Genomic DNA, 18,606 nt, shown 5'->3' with positions numbered 1-18,606 from the left:
CGCAGTTCGGCGCATCGCTGTCGTGGTGGGGCCAGCGCATCGGATATGGCACGTTCGACGTTGCGGCTTTGCTCTACGCGCGGCGGTTCGGCTATTGCCCCGGCGTAGACCGGGCCGACTCCGCCCCCGCTCCCGGCCAATGCGGCCAGGAGCGCGGCGGATACAGCAGCGCGGGTTTTCGATGCCGTGCGAACGCGTTGGCATTGCTTCGAAACAGTCATCAGCGACTCCTTGACGGTGACGAGATTAACTCGGACGCCGCAAGGTAATCGTTTCCAGGTCCAGCTCGCGAACAGAGACGATATTTCGGACGGAAGAACCCCGCGCGGCGGGGTTCCCGGCTGTCTGTCAGGCGTGCGCCTGACGCTTTTGCTCGATGTTCGGCAACAGCACCGTGAGAATGCCGATCAGCGGCAGGAACGAGCACACTTTGTAGACGAAGCCGATGCTCGTTGCGTCGGCCAGGTCGCCGAGCACAGCGGCGCCGACGCCACCGAGGCCAAAGGCGAAGCCGAAGAACAGGCCGGCGACCATCCCCACGTTGCCGGGAATCAGCTCCTGGGCATAGACGATGATGGCCGAGAACGCCGAGGCGAGCACGACGCCGATGACGATCGTCAGCACGTCAGTCCAGAACAGATTCGCGTACGGCAGCATGAGCGTGAACGGCGCCACGCCGAGAATCGACACCCAGATCACATACTTGCGGCCGATGCGGTCGCCGATCGGTCCGCCGATGATCGTGCCGGCGGCCACGGCGGCGAGGAACACGAACAGGTGAATCTGCGCGGCCTGCACCGACAAATGAAACTTGTCGATCAGATAGAACGTGAAGTAGCTGTTCAGACTCGCGAGGTAGAAATACTTCGAGAAGACGAGCAATACGAGCACGCCGACGGCAAGCACCACGCGCGACTTCGAGAGCGACGGATGCAGGGCGCGTGCGCCGGCCTTCTTTTTCGTGGCCGGGTGACGGCTGTACCAGCGGCCGATATTGGCGAGCACGACGATCGCGATGAGCGCCGCCACCGAAAACCACGCGATGCTGCGTTGGCCGTGCGGGATCACGATCAGCGCAGCGAACAGCGGCCCCAGCGAAGAACCGGCATTGCCGCCGACCTGAAACAGCGATTGGGCGAGTCCATAGCGCCCGCCCGAGGCCATGCGCGCGACGCGCGACGATTCAGGGTGGAACACCGAGGATCCGCAGCCGACGAGCGCCGCAGCAACGAGCAGCACGCCGAAATGCGACGCCATCGACATCAACAACAGCCCGGACAACGTAAAGCCCATGCCGACCGGCAGCGAATAGGGTTGCGGGCGTTTATCGGTGTAGAGGCCGACGAGCGGCTGCAGCAGCGATGCCGTGATCTGGTAGGTCAGCGTAATCAGGCCGATCTGGGCAAATGAAAGCGAAAAGTTCTCCTTCAGCATCGGGTAGATCGCGAGGATCAACGACTGGATCATGTCGTTCAGCAGATGCGAGAAGCTGATCGCGCCGAGCACCGAATATGCGGTGCGAGAGACGGCGCCGGAAGCGGGGGCGGCAGAGGGAGGCGGCGCTGATATCGCCCCTGCCGTATTGCCGGCGAGACTGTTGTTCTGCGTGCTGGTTTGCATCGTTGGCTCTTTGGGGAAAGGGAGCGTGGCGCCTGTCGGGGCGGGCGACGGGCCGCGCGTGAGTAAATTCGCCTGTTTGTACGGCTTGAGTGTAGATTGTCTTGAAATGAATAATCGGACAAAGTTTGTCGTGAATGAGCCATCGACTGCTCAGATCTTTCCGCGAAAAAGGGATACGGCGCAACGCCATGCCCGTTCGGCGTGCGGGACCGGGGGCAGGCCGCGAGGCCCTGTGCGGGCCGGCTTCGCTGCACTGTCCTTTTTGGCGGGTTATAAAGCGCCGGGCATGCCACCGGGTTTACGTAAGGCTGCCGATATTAAAGAACGACACGCATCCTGCCGTTGACCCGAGAAGGTCAACAAGGATTTCGCCACCCTACCCACGGCGGCGCGGAATAAGAAGGGGGTTTTTATGAAGGCAGTTTCGCTGGGCGGACGTTCCGGTGCACGATTTGTCCCGGACGGCACGGGGGCCGGCGGTCGATCGAACAAACGGGCGGTCAAGGCCAGGCTGAGCGGCTTGTCGGTCAAGGCATCGCTGCGCTTGGCGTTTGCCGTCGTGCTCGTCGGTACCCTCGTGATCGGCGTTTTCTCGCTGATGCAGATCCAGCGCCTGAACGGTTCGACGAAGTCGATCTATGAGCAGGGCCACGTTGCGAGCCGCGCTGTCGAGGAAGTGCGTGCCAACGTGCTGCGTGCGAGCCGCGCCCAAAAGATGTTGCTGACGGCCACGACGGCCAAAGAGCGCGATGAGCTTGGCGTCGATGTCGAAAAGGCGCTGGCGGCCATCAACGGCGAACTCGCGGTGCTCGATAAGTACACCGACGCGTCCGACAGCGCAGGCATTGCCGATCAGAAGAAATTCACGGCGGCGGTCGGCGCCTGGACGGGCCATCTGCGCGATTTCGTCAAGCTCGTGAAAACGCAGTCGCTCGACCTGTCGCAGATGAACTGGCAGGTGGGCATGCAGGACGTGTCGCTGCTCGTCGAAACGGGCAAGCTCGAGAAGCAGGTCGATGAACTCGTGGCCCGACGCGGCGAGGCGGCGAAGGCGACGATCGAAAAGTCGGCGTTCATCTTCAAGTCGTCCTTCATCATGATCGCGGTCATGACGATCGCGTTGATCGCGCTGGCCTTCGTCGTCAGCGAGGCCGTCGTGCGGCGCCTCACGCGTCAACTCGGCGGCGAGCCGGGCTATGCGAAGGAAATCGCGAGCCATATCGCGGCCGGCGACCTGTCGAACCGCATCGCCCTTGCGAAGAAAGACGGCTCCAGCATGCTCTACGCGCTGTCGGAGATGCAAACGGGCCTTGCGGCGACCGTCGGTGAAATCGCCGCAAGCGCCGAGGCGATTTCTTCGGCCGCCGGCGAGATCTCGATGGGCAACCTCGACTTGTCGCAACGCACGGAGTTGCAGGCCGTGTCGCTCGAACGCACGGCGACGAGCATGGAGCAATTGACTTCGACCGTGAAGCAAAACGCCGACAACGCGAAGCAGGCCAGCTCGCTGGCCAACAATGCGTCCGAAATCGCCTCGACCTGCGGCGGCGTCGTTTCGCGCGTCGTCACGACGATGGGTGAAATCAACGACAGCGCGAAGAGCATCGGCGACATCATCGGCGTGATCGACGGCATCGCGTTCCAGACCAACATCCTGGCGCTCAATGCAGCGGTCGAAGCGGCGCGCGCGGGCGAGCAGGGCCGCGGTTTCGCCGTCGTCGCCGGTGAAGTGCGCAGCCTCGCGCAACGCAGCGCGGCTGCCGCCAAGGAAATCAAGACGCTCATCAACACGTCGCTCGAACGCGTGGCGAATGGCTCGAACCTTGCGCAGGACGCGGGCCGGACGATGGACGAAGTGGTCAAGGCGGTCAAGCGCGTGACCGACATCATGGGCGAAATCTCGGCGGCTTCGTCGGAGCAGAGCGCCGGTATCGAGGAAGTGAACCGCGCCGTCACGCAGATGGATTCCGGCACGCAGCAAAACGCCGCGCTCGTCGAAGAGGCAACCGCGGCCGCGCGCTCGCTCGACGATCAAGCGCAGGCGCTCAAGCGCCTCGTCGGCAAGTTCAAGCTGCGCGCAGGGCAGTAAGGTTTTGCTCGGGGCGGGCCGACGCGCGGCCCGCTCACCGTTTCCCCGGCGGCTCAGCCGCGGTGCGACGAGGGCGCCGGCTTGACGACGACCGTGCAGGTCGTCCCGGCTGCGAGCACGAGCCCCTCGGGAATCTTGTCGATGTGGATCCTCACCGGCACACGCTGGGCGAGCCGCACCCAATTGAAGGTCGGATTCACGTCGGCCACCAGTTCCCGGCTTTGCGGGTTGTCGCGGTCGTAAATGCCGCGCGAGATGCTTTCGACGTGTCCTTGCAGCACCCCGCCGCTCATCAGCCGGATGTCCGCCTCGTCGCCGATTCTCACGCGCGGCAGCTTCGTTTCTTCGAAATATCCGTAAACCCAAAACGAGTGACTATCGACGATCGCGAGCTTCGCGGTGCCGGCCGTCGCATAGTCGCCACGAAACACGGACAGGTTCGTGACATAGCCGTCCACGGGCGAGACGACGGTCGTGCGCGCGAGATTCAGTTTGGCGGCGTCGAGCGCGGCCACGGCCTCGCGATAGAGCGCCTCCGCGCTCGCGGCGGCGCTCGTCGCGTTGTCGCGGCTCTCCTTGGAGACGACGAGGCTGTCCATGTCTGCCCGGCGCGCGGCGTCCGCGCGGCGCATCTGCCATTCGGCGCGGCGCGCGGCGACGGCCGCTTGGGCCTGCTCGACTGCCACCGCGTAATGCGCCGGATCGATCCGCATCAGCACCTGACCGCGCTTGACGAACATGTTGTCCGTAATGGGCAGTTCGACGACGGCGCCCGATACATCGGGCGCGACGTTGACGATCTCGGCGCGCACGCGAGCGTCGCGCGTCCAGGGTTCGTCCATGTAATGAACCCAAAGCGAACGGCCGAGCGCCAGCGCAAGCAGGAAGAGCAGCGCCGTTGCTATGAAACCGATGATGTGTCGAAGCGTCATGATGGCAATCGAGGAAAGAAGGCGGGGATCGGCATAGCGGCCCTAGCGGTAGACGGCGAGCCCGAGCAGGCCGCATACGCAAGCGAGCAGGCTGGCGCGAAACAGCGCGGGGTGCCAGACCACGCGGTAGAGTCCGAGGCTTGCGAGCAAGCGATCGACGAGCCATGTGAGCGCCGCGCCGCCGATGAACAGCGGCACGAGTGCGGGAATGAAAGCGCCGAGCACGGCGATCTCGCGGGGCATGGGCGGCTCCTTCATGCATGGGCCGCGCGATCGCGGCTCACCGCGCCGCCCGCGTAGCGCGCGAGCGGCGATTGAGGGTCGATGAGCGCCGTTCGCACGAAGTGCAGGTAGCTCAGGATGCGTTGCAGACGGTGGCGATCTTCGCGCAACGGGGCGAACGCGGCGAGCGCCTGCTGCGTGGCTGCGATGGCGTCGAAGTTCGCCGCCAGCGCGGTGTCCAGGCGCCGGTCGGTCGGGCGCGCGAACAAGGCGATCAGCGCCTTGCCCGACTGCGCGATCGCACGTCGCCACGGCATCGTCGCGGCGTAGCGCGCGTCGCTCGGCAGTGCGCTCAACTCCCGGCGCAGATCGATGACGGCGTGACCGACCTCCAGCACGGCAATCAGCCAGGCGAGCGCGTCGCGCTGTGCAGCCGCGTCGCGTTCCATGAGCGCATGTGCCTGAAAGGCGAGATCGCGCGCACGGCTTTCGAAGCGGGCGCGCACCGGCGCGAGCGGCGCCCGGCAGGCCAGCACGACCTGGCGCCGCAGGTCGGCGAGCAGATGAGCGCGCAGCCAGGGCGTCGAAGGCGGCAATAGCACCGAGTAAGCGAGCGCGCAGGCTGCCATCGAAAGCACAAGCGCGATCGCATCGTTCGCAAAGCCGGCCGGATGGTAGGCGAGGAGGTTGTCGGGGCCGGCGAGTACGCAGAAAAAGATGCAATAACCGGCGCCGTAGCCGACGAGTTTCGGACGCGTCGTCATCCAGATGCCGAGCGCGAGCGGCGGCGTGAGTGCGGCGCACAGGAGCGGGAAACCGTCGATGTGGGGATAGACGCCGAATACCTCGATGAATCCGAAGATCGTTGCCAGGATCGTGCCGACGGCCATCTGATAGGTCATCCGCGTCGGGTGAGCCGACGATGACGCGAGCGCACAGACGGCGGCCGCGTTGAGCACGAGCATCGCACCGTTCGGCCAGGCAGTGGCGATCCAAAAGACGCTGAGCGCGGCCATCACGATCGCGCCGCGCGCACCGGCGATCAACGTCAGCACCGTATTGGTCTTCGGCTCGTAGCGCTCGGGCCAGCGCTCGCGCTCGTGCGTGGTCGTCGCGAGCGAGGCATAGGTCAGCGCGTAGGCATGCATGTCATCGACGAACCGATACAGCAATTCCGCCCCCGTGTCGAAATCGAGCAGGGCAAAGCCGGGTTGCTCGGCGAGCGCGGCACGCGCCTCGCGCACGCGACGCGGCAGCGCAGCCTTGAGCGCTTCCAACTTGCGCGCGGAGCCGGCGGCGTCGGTGGCGCTCAGCACGGGTTCGCCGGGCGTGTGCAACAGCGGCGCGAGTTCCTTGAAATACGGTTCGAGCGCGTTCACGGCCTGCATGGCGCCGGCGCTGCGCAATCGATTCATCAGTTGGTGGAGCGCATGAAAGCGCGTCGAGGCGGTCATGAACTCGCTGTTCAGGCGTGCGAGTCTGCCGCTGCGCGCGCGTGTTTCGGGTCCTTCGAAGACGGCGACGCTGCGCATTGCCTCGAAGCCGACGATTTCCGCGAGAAAGCGCGCGTTGGTGCGCTCGATTTGCTCGCGCTCGACGCGCCCCGAAAGCGCCGCGGCGACGTATTCGACGAAGGCGGAGAAGCGCGCGCGCACTGTCGTGCGCATTTGCAGGCTGGCCTGTTGCGGCAGAACCAACGCGCCGACGAAGCCCGCGCAGAGGACGCCGAGCGTCACTTCGGCCGCGCGCGTGAGCGCCGACAGGAATGCGCCGTCAGGATGTTGCGCCGCTGGAATGCCGATCAGCGCGGCCGTATAACCGGCGAGCAGGAAGCCATACGAACGAAAGTTGCGATTGCGCGCCGCGCCGGCCGTGCAAACGCCGGTCCATATCGCAAGGGCGCCCAGAAACAATTCGCGCTGTGGCGCGAAGACGGCGATCAGAAACAGTGTGGCGACAAGGCCCACGAGCGTGCCGCCGATCCGATAAAAGCTTTTGGCGAGGATGGCACCGCTTTGCGGTTGCATGACGATGAACACAGTCGTCATGGCCGTGCGCGGCTGCGGCAGATCGAGGCGCATCGCGATGCCGAGTGCGAGGAAAGCGGCGGTCAGCGCTTTGAGCAGATAGACCCAGGTCCGGCCATCGGTCCGGGCCCAGTCGATGAAGGCCGCTTGCAGCGCGGAGATCGAGTGCGTGTCGCGAAAGGTGGGATCGGCCATGTCGAACGTCCTATCGCAGTGCGTCGGGCGCGCCGGAAGCCTGGCGCGCAGCGACGCTCGCCCCGCGTTGAGCCGCGCTCAGGCCGGGCGCGCCGCGCTGCGCCGGTTTCAGAGCGGCCGCTTCGGGGCTGTCCGCGGGCGTGGTCAGGCCACCGCCGAGCGCGCCCATCAACGACGCGTAGGCGGCCAGCCGCGCCGCGCGAATCTGCGCGACGCGCTGTTGCGAGCCGAGCCATTGCGTTTCGCCGACGATGACGTTGACATAGTCGTTCAGGCCGCGCTTGAAGCCGATTTGCGCAAGTTGGTAGCTGCGTTGGGCCGCGCTGGCCGAACGCTCTGCGTCGCGTTGCTGAACCGCGAGCGAATCGAGTTGCACGATCTGATCGGCAATCTGCTTGAGCGCGGCGACGACGGCGCCGTTGTAGTGTTCGACGGCTTCGTCGTACCCGGCCGCCGCCGCGCCGAGCCGGCTGCGCAGGGCGCCGCCCTCGAAGATCGGCAACGAGAGCGCGGGCCCGGCGGTCCAGCCGCCGTTGGCTGCGTGCAGAAACTGAAACAGGGGGCCGCCGGCGGCAAAGCCTCCCAACGAGGCCATCAGATTGATGTTGGGATACAAGGCGGCATGGGCGACGTCGATCCCACGCGCGGCGCCTGCTACCGCCCAACGCGCGGCGACGACATCGGGACGATGGCCGATCAATTCGGCCGGCAACGCCGAGGGCAGCGCGACGGGTGCGCTCATCGCCAGCGCGGGCCGCGTCAGTTCGGCCCCTGCGCCCGGCCCCTTGCCCGTCAGTGCGGCCAGCTGGTTGCGCGCGAGGGCGATCGCTTCGTCCAATGCTTCGATTTGACGTTCGTATTCCGGTAACGGCGCTTCGGCTTGGCTCAGTTCGAGCTGCGTGCCGAGGCCGCCGGCCAGCCGCCGCTGCGCAAGGTCCACCAGGTCGCGTTGGCGCGCCAGCGTGTCGGTGGCGATATCGCGCAAAGCGTATTGCTTGGAGAAGTCGATATAGGCCCGCACCAGATTGACTTCGAGTTCCAGTTGCGCGGCGCGCTCGTCGGCCACACGTTGGTGGGCGATGTCGAGCGCTTGCTCGTGCGCATGTTCGTCGCCGCCCCAAAGATCGAGGCGGTAGGAGAATCCCAAAGTGCCGGTGTTGTTCCAGGTGTTTTGATTGGCGAGTTCGCCGGGCCCGTAATACATCGGATTGTCGGGCCAATGCTCGCGCGTGACCGAGAGGTTGCCCGTCAGATGCGGGGCGAGTTCGGCGGCCGCGACGCCGGCGAGCGATTGCGCTTGACGTACGCGCGCACCGACGGCCGCGAGCGTCGGATTGCCGGCGATAGCGGCCGCGACCAGCGAATCGAGCTGCGCGTCGCCGTACGCACGCCACCAATCGGCATCGGGCCACCGGGCGCTGCGCTGGGCAGCGCGCAGGGCATCGCCGGCATCGAGCGCGGCCGGGGCGAGCGGCTGCCGCTGCGGCGCAATGCCGCCCGTGCTTGCACAGCCGGCGATTATTATCGACAGTGCAAGAAAAACGGGGGCCAGGCGCAGTGTGCCGATCGGCAGTCGCAAGATCTTCTCCATTAGCGGCGTTATTCGTACGCAAACGATTATATTTTTGGCGTGATTGTCGAATAAGTCGTAAAGATGTAATGGATCTTTACCCGGGTTGAGACAATCGCCGTTGCGAAACATGCAACAATCGCGTCGCAGACAGAGAAGGGGTGGCAATGGATACGCTTCAAAACATGCGCGTTTTCGTACGCGTGGTCGAATCGGGCAGCTTCACTGCTGCGGCGCAGCACCTGAGCACCACGACGGCCTACGCGTCGCGCGCCGTTTCCGACCTCGAAGCCCATCTGCATACGCGTCTGCTGAACCGCACCACACGGCGAATTGCGTTGACGCAGGCGGGCGAGCGCTACTTGCAGCGCTGTCAACAAATCCTGGCGTACGTGGAGGAGGCTGAGGCCGAGGCCGGCGACGCGCACGCGCGGCCCTCGGGCAAGCTTCGATTGCACGTCATGGCCAGTTTCGGCACGCATTACATCGTGCCGGCCGTGGGGCGCTACCAGCGGCGCTACCCCGACGTCTCGGTCGAGATGACGCTCGCCCAGCGAATTCCGGACCTGCTCGACGAAGGGATCGACGTCTCGATCGTGCTCGGTTACGACCTGCCCGATTCGGGACTGATTTCACAGCGGCTCGGCAGTGTCTTCAGCATCGCCTGCGCGTCGCCGTCGTACCTCGAGCGCCGCGGCGTGCCACGCACGCCGGCCGATCTCGCCACCCATGACTGTCTGCGCATCGTCACGCCCGCGTCGGTGTTCGACAAGTGGAATTTCGACGGCCCGAACGGAACCGAGACGTTCACCGTATCGGCGCCGACCTTCCAGGTGAACGGCGCCGATTCAATGGCGGTGGCCGTGCGCGAGGGCATGGGCGTGGCCGTGCTGCCAACCTACGCGGCAATGCGCTGGCTCAAGAGCGGGGAATTGGTCTGGATTCTGCCCGAATACACGTCCATGCCGCTCAATATCTACGCGCTTTATCCGTCGCGCCAATATCTCGACGCGAAAATCCGCACCTGGGTGGATTTTCTGCATGACGAATTGCCGGCGACGATTGCCGCGGAACAGGCCGCATTGAAGGAATTCGCGCGTACGTGAAGGCACCGCCCGCGGCGACGCCGCGCGGCGGTTGGACGGGCAGCCGTTCAACCCGAAGCCGGCTCCCGCCGGCGTACGCAGGTCAGTGCCTCGTTCGACGCCAGTCGAGCATGTGATGCTGGGCGAGCCAGTGATGGACCATGCCTTCGCCCTGATGCTCTCGCTTGTAGGAGCGCGATTCGAATATCGTCAGCGCAAGCAGCACGAGCAACCCGACTGCGAGCCCGACCAGCCCGGCGATCGATTCAGCGTCCATGGCAGCCTCCTTTCGCGAATGGAGTCGCGCCAATACATACTAGGACATGCGAAGCACAAGCGGCAAAGCGGCCAGCTGTCAGCCGCGCTCCTGCACGCAAACCCATGGCGATACGACGACCGCCCACAGTTCGGGATCGCGCGCGGCGAAATCGGCAGCGGTTTCCGACTGCATCCGTTCGACGAGACCCGACGACAGCCACTGCGCGACCTGCGCCTTGTCGTCCTCCGCGATGGCGGCGGCAACTGTCACGAGGTCGAGGTCGCGGGCGACGCGCAGCAGCACCCCGCGGGCGAAAAACCGTTCGAGTTCGGACCAGCCGATCTTGGCCGTTTCCGCAAGCAGCTTCAGATAGAGCGGCGAATGGGTGGAGTCGGTGGCGTCGGCGGCTGAGCGCTCCGGAGAAGTCATGGCGATCGTGCATCGAGGCGGAGTGGGCCGTCACTATAAACCATAGGCGGGGCAGTTGCGCGCTTGCGTCGGCGCAAGGATCCCTTAAGGTAGCCTGGGCTACAATCGGCCCGATTTATGCGGCTGCGCACTGGTGGCCGGCATCCGAATTCGTCTATCTACGAGGGGCATCATGGCTGAGGCTTTTACTGTGTCCAAATACGATCCGTTCGCACGTCTGCTCCATTGGCTGATCGTGGTGCTGGTCACCGCGCAATACGTTGTTGGATGGACGATGCCCGACATCCATCGCGGCACGCAGCCGGTCGGGCTGATCGACATTCATCTCGAACTGGGCGTGTCCATCATCGCCGTGATGATCGTACGGGCCGTATGGCGTTTCGTGCGCAAGGAACCCGATGTGGTCGACGGCAGCGCATGGGCGCGCGCCGTGGCCTATCTGACTCACGGCCTGCTTTATCTGTTGTTGATCGTGCAGCCGCTGATGGGGTGGGCCAATGCCTCGTCGCGCGGGTGGCGGATCACCGTGTTCGGCGTCGAGTTGCCGTCGCTGGCGCCGACCGGTTCCACGATCGGCCATGCACTTGGCGACGTTCACGGCGTATTGGCCTGGGTCATGCTCGGCCTGATCGGCCTGCATGTCGCCGCCGCGCTGTACCACCATTTCCTGCTGCGCGACGGCGTCTTGCGCCGGATGGCCTGACACGCCGGCGGGGGGCGGCCCCGGCCGACGCTTTCATCCCAACGTGCGCAGTTCCCGCCTCACGATCTTGCCCGTCGCCGTCATCGGCAAACTGTCGACAAATGCGATCGCGCGCGGATATTCGTGCGCGGCCAGCCTCGTTCGGACATGCTCCTGGATTTCACGCACGAGCGCGTCGCCAGGCGCGAACCCTTCGTTCAGGACGATAAACGCCTTGACGATTTCGGTGCGCGTTGCATCGGGCACCCCGACGACAGCGGCCATGCGCACGGCCGGATGGCCCAGCAGGCAATCTTCGATCGGTCCGGGCCCGATGCGATAGCCGGCGCTCGTGATGACATCGTCGTTGCGGCCGACGAAGCGGATGAAGCCGTCGGCATCCATCACGCCGACGTCGCCCGTGACGAGGTAGTCGCCCGCGAATTTTTCGCGCGTGGCCTCGGGGTTGCGCCAATAGCCGAGAAACATGACGGGATCAGGCGCAAGGATGCCGATATTGCCTTCGGCGCCAGTTGGCAGCACGCGACCCGCATCGTCGACGATTTGCACGCGGTGGCCGGGCACGGCCTTGCCGATCGAGCCGATGCGCGGTTCGAACAGCGCGCTGCACGAACTGACGACGACATTGCATTCAGTTTGGCCGTAGAACTCGTTGAGCGTGACGCCCAGTGCCGCGCGGCCCCACTCGATCAGTTCCTCGCCGAGCGATTCGCCGCCGCTTGCGACGGCCACGAGTGACAGCGCATAGCGTTCGCGCGGCCGCTCGACCGTGCGCAGCATCTTGAGAGCGGTGGGCGGCAGAAACGCATGGGTGACGCCGTGGCGCGCGATCAGATCGAACGCTGCCTCGGCGTCGAATTTTTCGAAGCGTCGTGCGAGGACCGGTACGCCGTGGTGCCACGACGGCAACAGCACGTCGAGCAAGCCTCCGATCCAGGCCCAATCGGCCGGCGTCCACATGAGCCGGGCGTTTTCGGGGAAAAACCCTTGCGGCATTTCCACGCCGGGTAGATGCCCGAGCAGCACGCGGTGGGCGTGCAACGCGCCTTTCGGCTTGCCCGTCGTGCCCGATGTGTAGATGATGACGGCCGGATCGTCGGCGCGCGTATCGGCGGGTTCGAGCACGCGCTCTTCCTGCTCGAGCGATGACCAAAACGGAAGCACGCCCGCAGCCTCGAGCGCTTGCGCATCGCCTTCGATGCAGTAGATCGTCTTCAGCTCGGGCAGGTCGGCACGGATCTGCTCGATTTTCTTCAGACCTGCGGCGTCGGTGACGAGCGCCACGGCGCCGCTGTTCGAGAGACGGTACTGCAAGGCTTCGACGCCGAACAGGGCGAACAACGGCACCGCGACCGCCCCGAGCTTGTAAGTGGCGAGATGCGCGAGCGCGGTTTCGGGCGATTGCGGCAAAAAGATGCCGACGCGCTCGCCGCGCGCCACACCGTGCCGCTCGAAGCTATGCGCGAGCTGATTCGACAGCGCCTTCAGTTCGTCGAACGTGTAACGCGCGACCGCGCCGTCGCGCGTTTCATAGACGAGCGCGAGCCGGCCCGTTCCGTCGGCCCACTTGTCGCAGGCGTCGACGCCGATGTTGTAGTGCTCCGGGATGCGCCACTCGAAGCCTTCGACGAGTGCGTCGTAGCTGCTGGTTCGGGTAAGCATGCTGCGTCTCCTCCTTTCCTCTTATCTTCGGTAGGATCGATTAAAGTTTCGATAAAAGCAACGGCTCTCCAAAAATCCTGATCAATTGCAATTCGTCGAATCAAATCTCTCGATTTACGGATAATCCGACTTTGCCGCTCAATTCTTCCAGGTGCCTTTGCTGCCCGCTGTCACCCTTGACTGGCGGGCGAGACGTGGTGCTTTCGCTATTTTCGGCGACGCACTGCACAATGTCCGAGATCCAGCCGCATTTCTAAGACGTTATTCGAAGCTATGTGCTAATTACCGCTTTTCTTTCAATGAACTCATTGTAGGTATATTGCAGATTCATTAAATTGTAAGCGGCGCATGGCGAACCGGTCCTTTGCCTCACTGCGCCAAACCCCCGTTGGCCCGGCTCCAAGCCGGGCCTCTTTTTTGGGGGCTCCACCTTAACGCGCCGGCAGGTAGCGCGACGGATCGATCGAGCGCCCGCCATAGCGCAGCTCGAAGTGCAGCACGACGCGGTCGTAATCGGTGTCGCCCATCTCGGCGATGGTTTCGCCTTGTGCGACGCGCTCCCCTTCTTTGACGAGCAGCTTGCGATTGTGCGCGTAGGCAGTGAGGAAATCGGCGTTGTGCTTGATGATCAGCAGATTGCCGTAGCCGCGCAGGCCGTTGCCGGCATAGACGACGGTACCCGGGGCAGCCGCGAGGACCGGCGTGCCCGCCACATTGGCGATATCGATGCCCTTCGAATTGACGCCGTCGAATCCACGCACGAGCTTGCCCGAGGTGGGCCAAATCAGCGAGATGCCGTTTGCGGGCACGGCGGTGTCGGGCAGCGCGCGTGCGGCCGGTACATCGCCCGCAGATGGCGTGTTCGAAGCGGTGCCCGAGCGCAGTGTCGTTCCCGTTGCCGCATTGGCCCCGGCCGCCCTTGCCGTTCCTGGTGGAGCGACGCGCAGTACTTGTCCGACATCGATTGCATCGGGATTGGTCAGATTGTTCCAGCGGACGATGCTCTGGAGCGATTGGCGATGGCTGCGCGCAATCCTCGAGACCGTATCACCGCGCTCGACGCGGTAGTAGCCGGGCGCGACGGGCGCCGACCCGCAGGCAGCCAGCGCCGCCGCCAGCGGCACGCACGCGAGCCGCATCATCGTTTTTCGCAACATTGAACCTCGCTCTACACCTTCGAAACGCGCCGCCCCTTAAGGGGGCGGCGAACAAAACGTCCGATTGTAACGGGCCTATGTCGACGAATGTGCTTAAAAGGGGGCGGCCGGCCGGGGAGGCGCCCCGCCGGGCGCAACGCTCAGATTCCGCCGATGGCGATGCGCAGCGACGCAGTCTCGCTCGCGCCCGGTTCGACCCAGCGCAAACCGAGCCCGTTATGGATCGCATCGGGCAGCCCGAGCCAGGGTTCGACGCAATAGAAGTCCGAGGTGTCGGCCTCCGTCCAGGTCGTGACGGCGTACCAGGGTATCGAGCCCTCACGATCGAGATTGATCTCGATGCGTCGTCCCAGCGAAGGACAGTCGAGCCGCACGGGCTGCGCGGGAATGCCGGTCAAGCAATGGAAGCGATCGAGGATGAGCGGATCGTCCAGCGAGTAACGCGTGGCGCCGGCTTTCGGTGCGCTGATCGATCCGTCCTCGAGCTGGCGGCGGCGTTCCGTCGGCGGCAAAGCGAGCGTCGCTTCGCCGCGCGCCGTGTGCGGCAACGCGAAGTAGAAGTGATGCCCGGCGTAGTAGGGCAGCGGTGCATCGCCCGGATTGGAGGTGACGAGCGTCACATCGAGCGTTTGCTCGTCGGCGAGCCGGTAAATCGCTTCGAAGCGGAAGGCGAACGGATACTGCGCGCGTGTCGCTTCGCTGTCGGTCAGCGTCATGCTCAGGCCACGCCCGTCGGGATGGAGTTCATGTGCAAACGGGAGGTCGCGTGCGAAACCGTGCATCGGCAGCGGGCGCACGACGCCTTGTCCATCGCGCCACTCGCCGATGCGTCCGTCGACGCGGTGCCGTCCGAGAAACGGGAACAGCAGCGGGTTGCCGCCGCGCACACGCGCGACGTTGCTCCAGTCGGCCGAATCGGGCCAGTAGATGATCGGTCGATCGCCGATATGCCAACTGAGCAGCCGCCCGCCCAATTGCGGGGCGAGCCGCAGGCGCGACGAGCCAAGTGCGATGTCGACGAAAGCCTGCTGCGAGGGAGCGGTCATGGTGGTAGCGCGTCCAAGTGAAGTTGAGGAAAGTCGGAAGTCCAAAAGCAAGCCAAACGCTCCGCGGCCGGCCACGGCTTCGCACCAGCTCGCTGCCGCTGCAAGGCGGGACTTGATGCGGCCTGCGAAGCCGGATGTTGAATCGGGCTGCGAATCGGGCTGTGAAGCGAGATCCCACGCGAGATGCGATTGTGCCTTGCCTTGCGCTCGGGAAAAACCCTGCTGGGGAAATTGCCGCTTCCGGGGGGCGCGGTGGGCACCCCATAATGACGTCACGTGCGGATGTTTTGTCTTTTTGAGCCGAAGTCTGGCCTCGAAGTGTGGTCCCGAGGCTTTGTCGCGGTGTCGGCAACCCGGACTTGCTTTGCCGTCTGCAGTCATCACGTTTCCGCGCACGCGTCAATCGCATCACGTACCGGAGCCAGCATGGATCTCGCCATGGCCATGGGCCTGTCGCTGTTCGGCATCTTCACCGCCAGCACGGTCCTCTTCTTCTACCGCCTGCCGCGCTGAGCGCGCCGCCCGGGCCAGGGTGCCATTCCCCGGCGCCCGTCGTCGGATGCCCGTACCCCTTCTGTTCCGTCGTTTTAACGTTTGCCGGCGACGCGTCACCTTGACTCACGTCAATCTGACACGGCGGGCGATTCTGTATCTTGAGGCGGTTCATCAGCATCGATAAACCGTTCTCACTATGACCGAGCATCCGACGGCGGCGGCCGAAACGTATTTCCTGTCCGAGCGAGACGTCGTCATCTCGCGCACCGATACGGCGGGGCGCATCGTCTACGTCAACGAAGCATTCGTGAAAAGCAGCGGCTATGCGCGCGAGGCGCTGACTGGCAAGCCGCACAGCATCATCCGTGATCCCGACATGCCGCCCGAAGCGTTCCGCGATCTGTGGGCGACGATCGATTCCGATCAACCGTGGACCGGGCTCTTGAAAAACCGGCGCCGGAACGGCCAGCCCTACTGGGTGCTCGCGAACGTGACGCCCGTGTTCGAGCGCGGTCTCAAGGCCGGCTATATGGCCGTGTGCACCAAGCCGAGCGCCGAGCAGATCGCGCGGGCCTCGCGCCTTTACGAATTGCTTGGCAGTCCTGATGGTGCGCGCTTGCATTTGTCGGGCGGAGAACTCGTGCGCACGGGTGTGCGCGGCATCGTCGACCGTGTGCTGAAGTTGCCTGTCGCGCTGCGCCTGTGGGGCGTAATGTCGTGTCTGATGGTGCTGTTCCTGCTGCAAAGCCTGGCGGCGGCCCATGCGTTCGTGCCGGGCATCTCCGCCTTCGCCCTGAGCGCGGCGCTCGGGGGCGTAGGCATCGTGATGGCGTTGGCGACCGGGCTGTACGTCATGCATGAGATTCTGACGCCGCTCAAAGCGCTCAATGAAAGCGCGCTCGACGTGCTGTGCGGCCATATCCAGGCGCTGTTTCCTGAACGTGGCGATGCGCAGGCCCGGCGGCTCGCGCGCATGCTCAATCAGATGAACGCCAAACTCGTCGGGATCCTGATCGACGCAAAGGTGTCGATCGATGTGATCGAGCGCGCCACGCAAGAGTTCGCGAACGGTACCGCGGATCTTGCCAATCGCACCGACGAACAGGCCAGCGCAATCGAAAAAACCACGGCGAGCCTTGCCGAAATCACGCAAACGGCTGAGCGCAATGCGCTGGGCGCCGAACGGGCAAACGCAGCGGGACACCAGACGGCCGAATCGGCGGAGTCGGCTGCGCGCGAGGTGCAACGAACCGTCGAAGTCATGGCGCAGGTGCGGGACCATTCGCGCAAGATCGCCGAGATCACGTCGCTGATCGACGGCATTGCATTCCAGACGAACATCATTGCGCTCAATGCTTCGGTCGAAGCGGCGCGGGCGGGGCAATACGGCCGCGGGTTCGCAGTCGTGGCCACCGAAGTGCGCAACCTGGCGCAACGCGCCGCGGGCGCGGCCCGCGAGATCAAGGATCTGATCGAGAGTTCGCTCGATACCGTCACGACGGCAACGCAGACTGCAAGCCGGGCCGGCGAAACGATGTCGACCGTCGAGCAGTTCGTCACGCGGCTGACCGACACGCTGCAGGAGATCGTGCTCGCCAGCCGCGGGCAAAGCCTGCAGATCGCCCAAATCAACGATGCAGTCGGGCAGGTGTCGGATCTGACGCAACGCAATGCGGCGCTCGTCGAGCAATCGGCGGCGGCTTCGGTCGGATTGCGTCAGCAAACGCAGTCGCTCGAGTCGGCCGTCAGCGTGTTTCATCTCGCAGAGGGCACGGCGCACGCGTCGTAGATCGCCTCGGTGTGCCCGGCCAGCGCCGGATAGAGGAGGCCCGCTACGATGGCGCCGAGCGTCGGGGCGACGCAGAACAGCCAAAGCTGATCGAGCGCGGCTCCGCCTGCCACCAGCGCCGGGCCCAGCGAGCGAGCCGGGTTGACCGACGTGCCGGTAACCGGGATCAAGACAAGATGAATCAGCGTCAGGCACAGCCCGATCGCGACCGGCGCCAGACCCGCCGGCGCGCGCTTGTCGGTGGCCCCTAGAATCACGAACACGAAAAAGCCCGTCATCACCGCTTCGCCGATGAACGCCGCCTGCAGCGTGTAGTGTCCGAGCGAGTGTTCGGCGTAACCGTTGGTTGCGAAACTGCTCGTCGCGAGATTGAACTCGGGATTGCCTTGCATGATTTGCAGCAGGACGAACGCGGCCAAGGTTGCCCCGATCGATTGCGCAACGATATAAGGCACGACATCGCGCACGGGAAAACGACGGCCGACAGTCAAGCCGATTGTGACCGCGGGATTTAAATGACAGCCCGATATATGGCCGACGGCGACAGCCATCGTCAGCACCGTAAGGCCGAAGGCGAATGAGACGCCAACAAAACCGATGCCCATGCCATGCGTCGCCCCTGAGGAGCCGGCCGCAATCAGCGCGCTGCCGCAGCCGCAGAAAACCAGCCAGAAAGTGCCGAAAATTTCGGCGAGCGAGCGTTTCCATATCGACATAATCAGGACTCCAAAGCAAGGCGGGCGGATATCGAGAGCAATCCGTTTTTTGTAGGCCGCATCTTATCCGCGCTGGCGCGATCGAGATCAAAACGATTGTGAAGAGCGTAGCGCAGGGCGACGATCGCTGCGGACCGCTGGCATTACATGCGATTGAAATGTCTTCGAATGTGAGACCCGGGGATGGCGGCGCGTGCCTTCAGGCGTGCAATCGCCCGAATTGGAAGCACACGCCTTGAATTCGGCAAAAATCGTGAGAAATAATTGTCACGGCACTCATTGCAACGAGGTGCACATGACCGACACATTGCGCAAACTCTCGACACATGAAGCGTGGGCTGCGTCGTTGCGTCAATTGCGGGCGCGCGTACCGCAATGGCGGCCGTGGCTTGCAGGGTGGCGGACATCGTGCATCGCCGTGGCGGCGATCGTCGGGGCGTGCTTGTTCGCGTGGGGATTCCTCAGCCTGGTGCTGACCCTCGTTTTCCCGCGCGCCGCCAGCTACTGGCAATGAGCAGTCGGGCGAGGGCACCTCGGCAGCGGCACGTTGATGCCCCCGGGGACGCCGTCACCGAATGCGTGACAAGCCGATGCACGCAATCGAACCGCG

Annotated in this window: 16 protein-coding genes; 5 read left to right on the top strand and 11 right to left on the bottom strand. The window is 64.6% G+C overall.

Features of this window, described 5'->3' with window-relative positions; translation table 11 throughout:
• Positions 1 to 348: 348 nt before the first annotated feature.
• Positions 349 to 1,620, bottom strand: a complete 1,272-nt coding sequence (locus tag C0Z19_RS17800) for an MFS transporter (protein WP_102611154.1) — start codon at positions 1,618 to 1,620, stop codon at positions 349 to 351.
• 412 nt (positions 1,621 to 2,032) lie between these two features.
• Between C0Z19_RS17800 and C0Z19_RS17795 the strand changes: the two genes are divergently transcribed.
• On the top strand, positions 2,033 to 3,709 hold the full coding sequence (locus tag C0Z19_RS17795; RefSeq protein WP_102611153.1) for a methyl-accepting chemotaxis protein: 1,677 nt from the start codon (positions 2,033 to 2,035) through the stop codon (positions 3,707 to 3,709).
• A 53-nt stretch (positions 3,710 to 3,762) separates the two neighbouring features.
• On the opposite strand, the gene C0Z19_RS17790 is transcribed toward C0Z19_RS17795, so the two are convergent.
• Genes C0Z19_RS17790 through C0Z19_RS17775 form a run of 4 tightly spaced genes read right to left on the bottom strand, consistent with a single transcriptional unit; the run spans position 3,763 to position 8,676 of the window.
• Positions 3,763 to 4,641, bottom strand: a complete 879-nt coding sequence (locus tag C0Z19_RS17790) for an efflux RND transporter periplasmic adaptor subunit (protein WP_102611152.1) — start codon at positions 4,639 to 4,641, stop codon at positions 3,763 to 3,765.
• Between the two features lie 42 nt (positions 4,642 to 4,683).
• Positions 4,684 to 4,884 (bottom strand): DUF1656 domain-containing protein, encoded by a 201-nt coding sequence (locus C0Z19_RS17785; RefSeq protein ID WP_102611235.1) that lies wholly within the window; start codon positions 4,882 to 4,884, stop codon positions 4,684 to 4,686.
• An 11-nt stretch (positions 4,885 to 4,895) separates the two neighbouring features.
• Positions 4,896 to 7,085, bottom strand: a complete 2,190-nt coding sequence (locus tag C0Z19_RS17780) for an FUSC family protein (RefSeq protein ID WP_102611151.1) — start codon at positions 7,083 to 7,085, stop codon at positions 4,896 to 4,898.
• Between the two features lie 10 nt (positions 7,086 to 7,095).
• Positions 7,096 to 8,676 (bottom strand): efflux transporter outer membrane subunit, encoded by a 1,581-nt coding sequence (locus C0Z19_RS17775; protein WP_102611150.1) that lies wholly within the window; start codon positions 8,674 to 8,676, stop codon positions 7,096 to 7,098.
• Positions 8,677 to 8,822: 146 nt separating this feature from the next.
• Between C0Z19_RS17775 and C0Z19_RS17770 the strand changes: the two genes are divergently transcribed.
• Positions 8,823 to 9,761, top strand: coding sequence for a LysR family transcriptional regulator (locus C0Z19_RS17770; RefSeq protein WP_102611149.1), 939 nt, complete (start codon positions 8,823 to 8,825; stop codon positions 9,759 to 9,761).
• 82 nt (positions 9,762 to 9,843) lie between these two features.
• On the opposite strand, the gene C0Z19_RS28490 is transcribed toward C0Z19_RS17770, so the two are convergent.
• Together C0Z19_RS28490 and C0Z19_RS17765 are read right to left on the bottom strand one after the other, a co-directional pair.
• Entirely contained in the window at positions 9,844 to 10,017 is a 174-nt protein-coding gene (locus C0Z19_RS28490) for a hypothetical protein (protein ID WP_175083954.1), read from the bottom strand.
• A gap of 78 nt (positions 10,018 to 10,095) precedes the next feature.
• Complete coding sequence (locus C0Z19_RS17765; protein WP_102611148.1) at positions 10,096 to 10,428, bottom strand: DUF2288 domain-containing protein; 333 nt, start codon at positions 10,426 to 10,428, stop codon at positions 10,096 to 10,098.
• Between the two features lie 172 nt (positions 10,429 to 10,600).
• Between C0Z19_RS17765 and C0Z19_RS17760 the strand changes: the two genes are divergently transcribed.
• On the top strand, positions 10,601 to 11,131 hold the full coding sequence (locus tag C0Z19_RS17760; RefSeq protein WP_102611147.1) for a cytochrome b: 531 nt from the start codon (positions 10,601 to 10,603) through the stop codon (positions 11,129 to 11,131).
• A gap of 33 nt (positions 11,132 to 11,164) precedes the next feature.
• Here C0Z19_RS17760 and C0Z19_RS17755 read toward each other — a convergent pair whose 3' ends face one another.
• The 3 genes from C0Z19_RS17755 to C0Z19_RS17745 all read right to left on the bottom strand — a co-directional run bounded on the left by C0Z19_RS17755 (position 11,165) and on the right by C0Z19_RS17745 (position 14,996).
• Positions 11,165 to 12,793 carry an acyl-CoA synthetase gene (locus C0Z19_RS17755; RefSeq protein WP_102611146.1) on the bottom strand — a complete coding sequence of 543 codons (1,629 nt, stop codon included), beginning with the start codon at positions 12,791 to 12,793 and terminating at the stop codon, positions 11,165 to 11,167.
• Between the two features lie 431 nt (positions 12,794 to 13,224).
• The gene (locus C0Z19_RS17750) at positions 13,225 to 13,950 is read right to left on the bottom strand and encodes a peptidoglycan DD-metalloendopeptidase family protein (RefSeq protein ID WP_102611145.1); all 726 of its coding nucleotides are present in this window, start codon (positions 13,948 to 13,950) and stop codon (positions 13,225 to 13,227) included.
• Positions 13,951 to 14,090: 140 nt separating this feature from the next.
• Entirely contained in the window at positions 14,091 to 14,996 is a 906-nt protein-coding gene (locus C0Z19_RS17745; protein WP_102611144.1) for an aldose epimerase family protein, read from the bottom strand.
• Between the two features lie 691 nt (positions 14,997 to 15,687).
• Here C0Z19_RS17745 and C0Z19_RS17740 point away from each other — a divergent pair.
• Complete coding sequence (locus C0Z19_RS17740) at positions 15,688 to 17,280, top strand: methyl-accepting chemotaxis protein (protein ID WP_102611143.1); 1,593 nt, start codon at positions 15,688 to 15,690, stop codon at positions 17,278 to 17,280.
• Here the strand turns inward: C0Z19_RS17740 and aqpZ are convergent.
• Positions 17,247 to 17,996, bottom strand: a complete 750-nt coding sequence (gene aqpZ / locus C0Z19_RS17735; RefSeq protein ID WP_102611142.1) for an aquaporin Z — start codon at positions 17,994 to 17,996, stop codon at positions 17,247 to 17,249. The genes C0Z19_RS17740 and aqpZ overlap by 34 nt on opposite strands.
• Positions 17,997 to 18,291: 295 nt before the next feature.
• Between aqpZ and C0Z19_RS17730 the strand changes: the two genes are divergently transcribed.
• Positions 18,292 to 18,510, top strand: a complete 219-nt coding sequence (locus C0Z19_RS17730) for a hypothetical protein (RefSeq protein ID WP_146012091.1) — start codon at positions 18,292 to 18,294, stop codon at positions 18,508 to 18,510.
• Positions 18,511 to 18,606 lie beyond the last annotated feature (96 nt).

It is taken from the genome of Trinickia soli, assembly GCF_002879855.1.
In the GTDB taxonomy this organism is placed as follows: domain Bacteria; phylum Pseudomonadota; class Gammaproteobacteria; order Burkholderiales; family Burkholderiaceae; genus Trinickia; species Trinickia soli.
The sequence above is the reverse complement of the archived record's forward strand: the minus strand, read 5'-3'. Positions and strand labels throughout refer to the sequence as shown.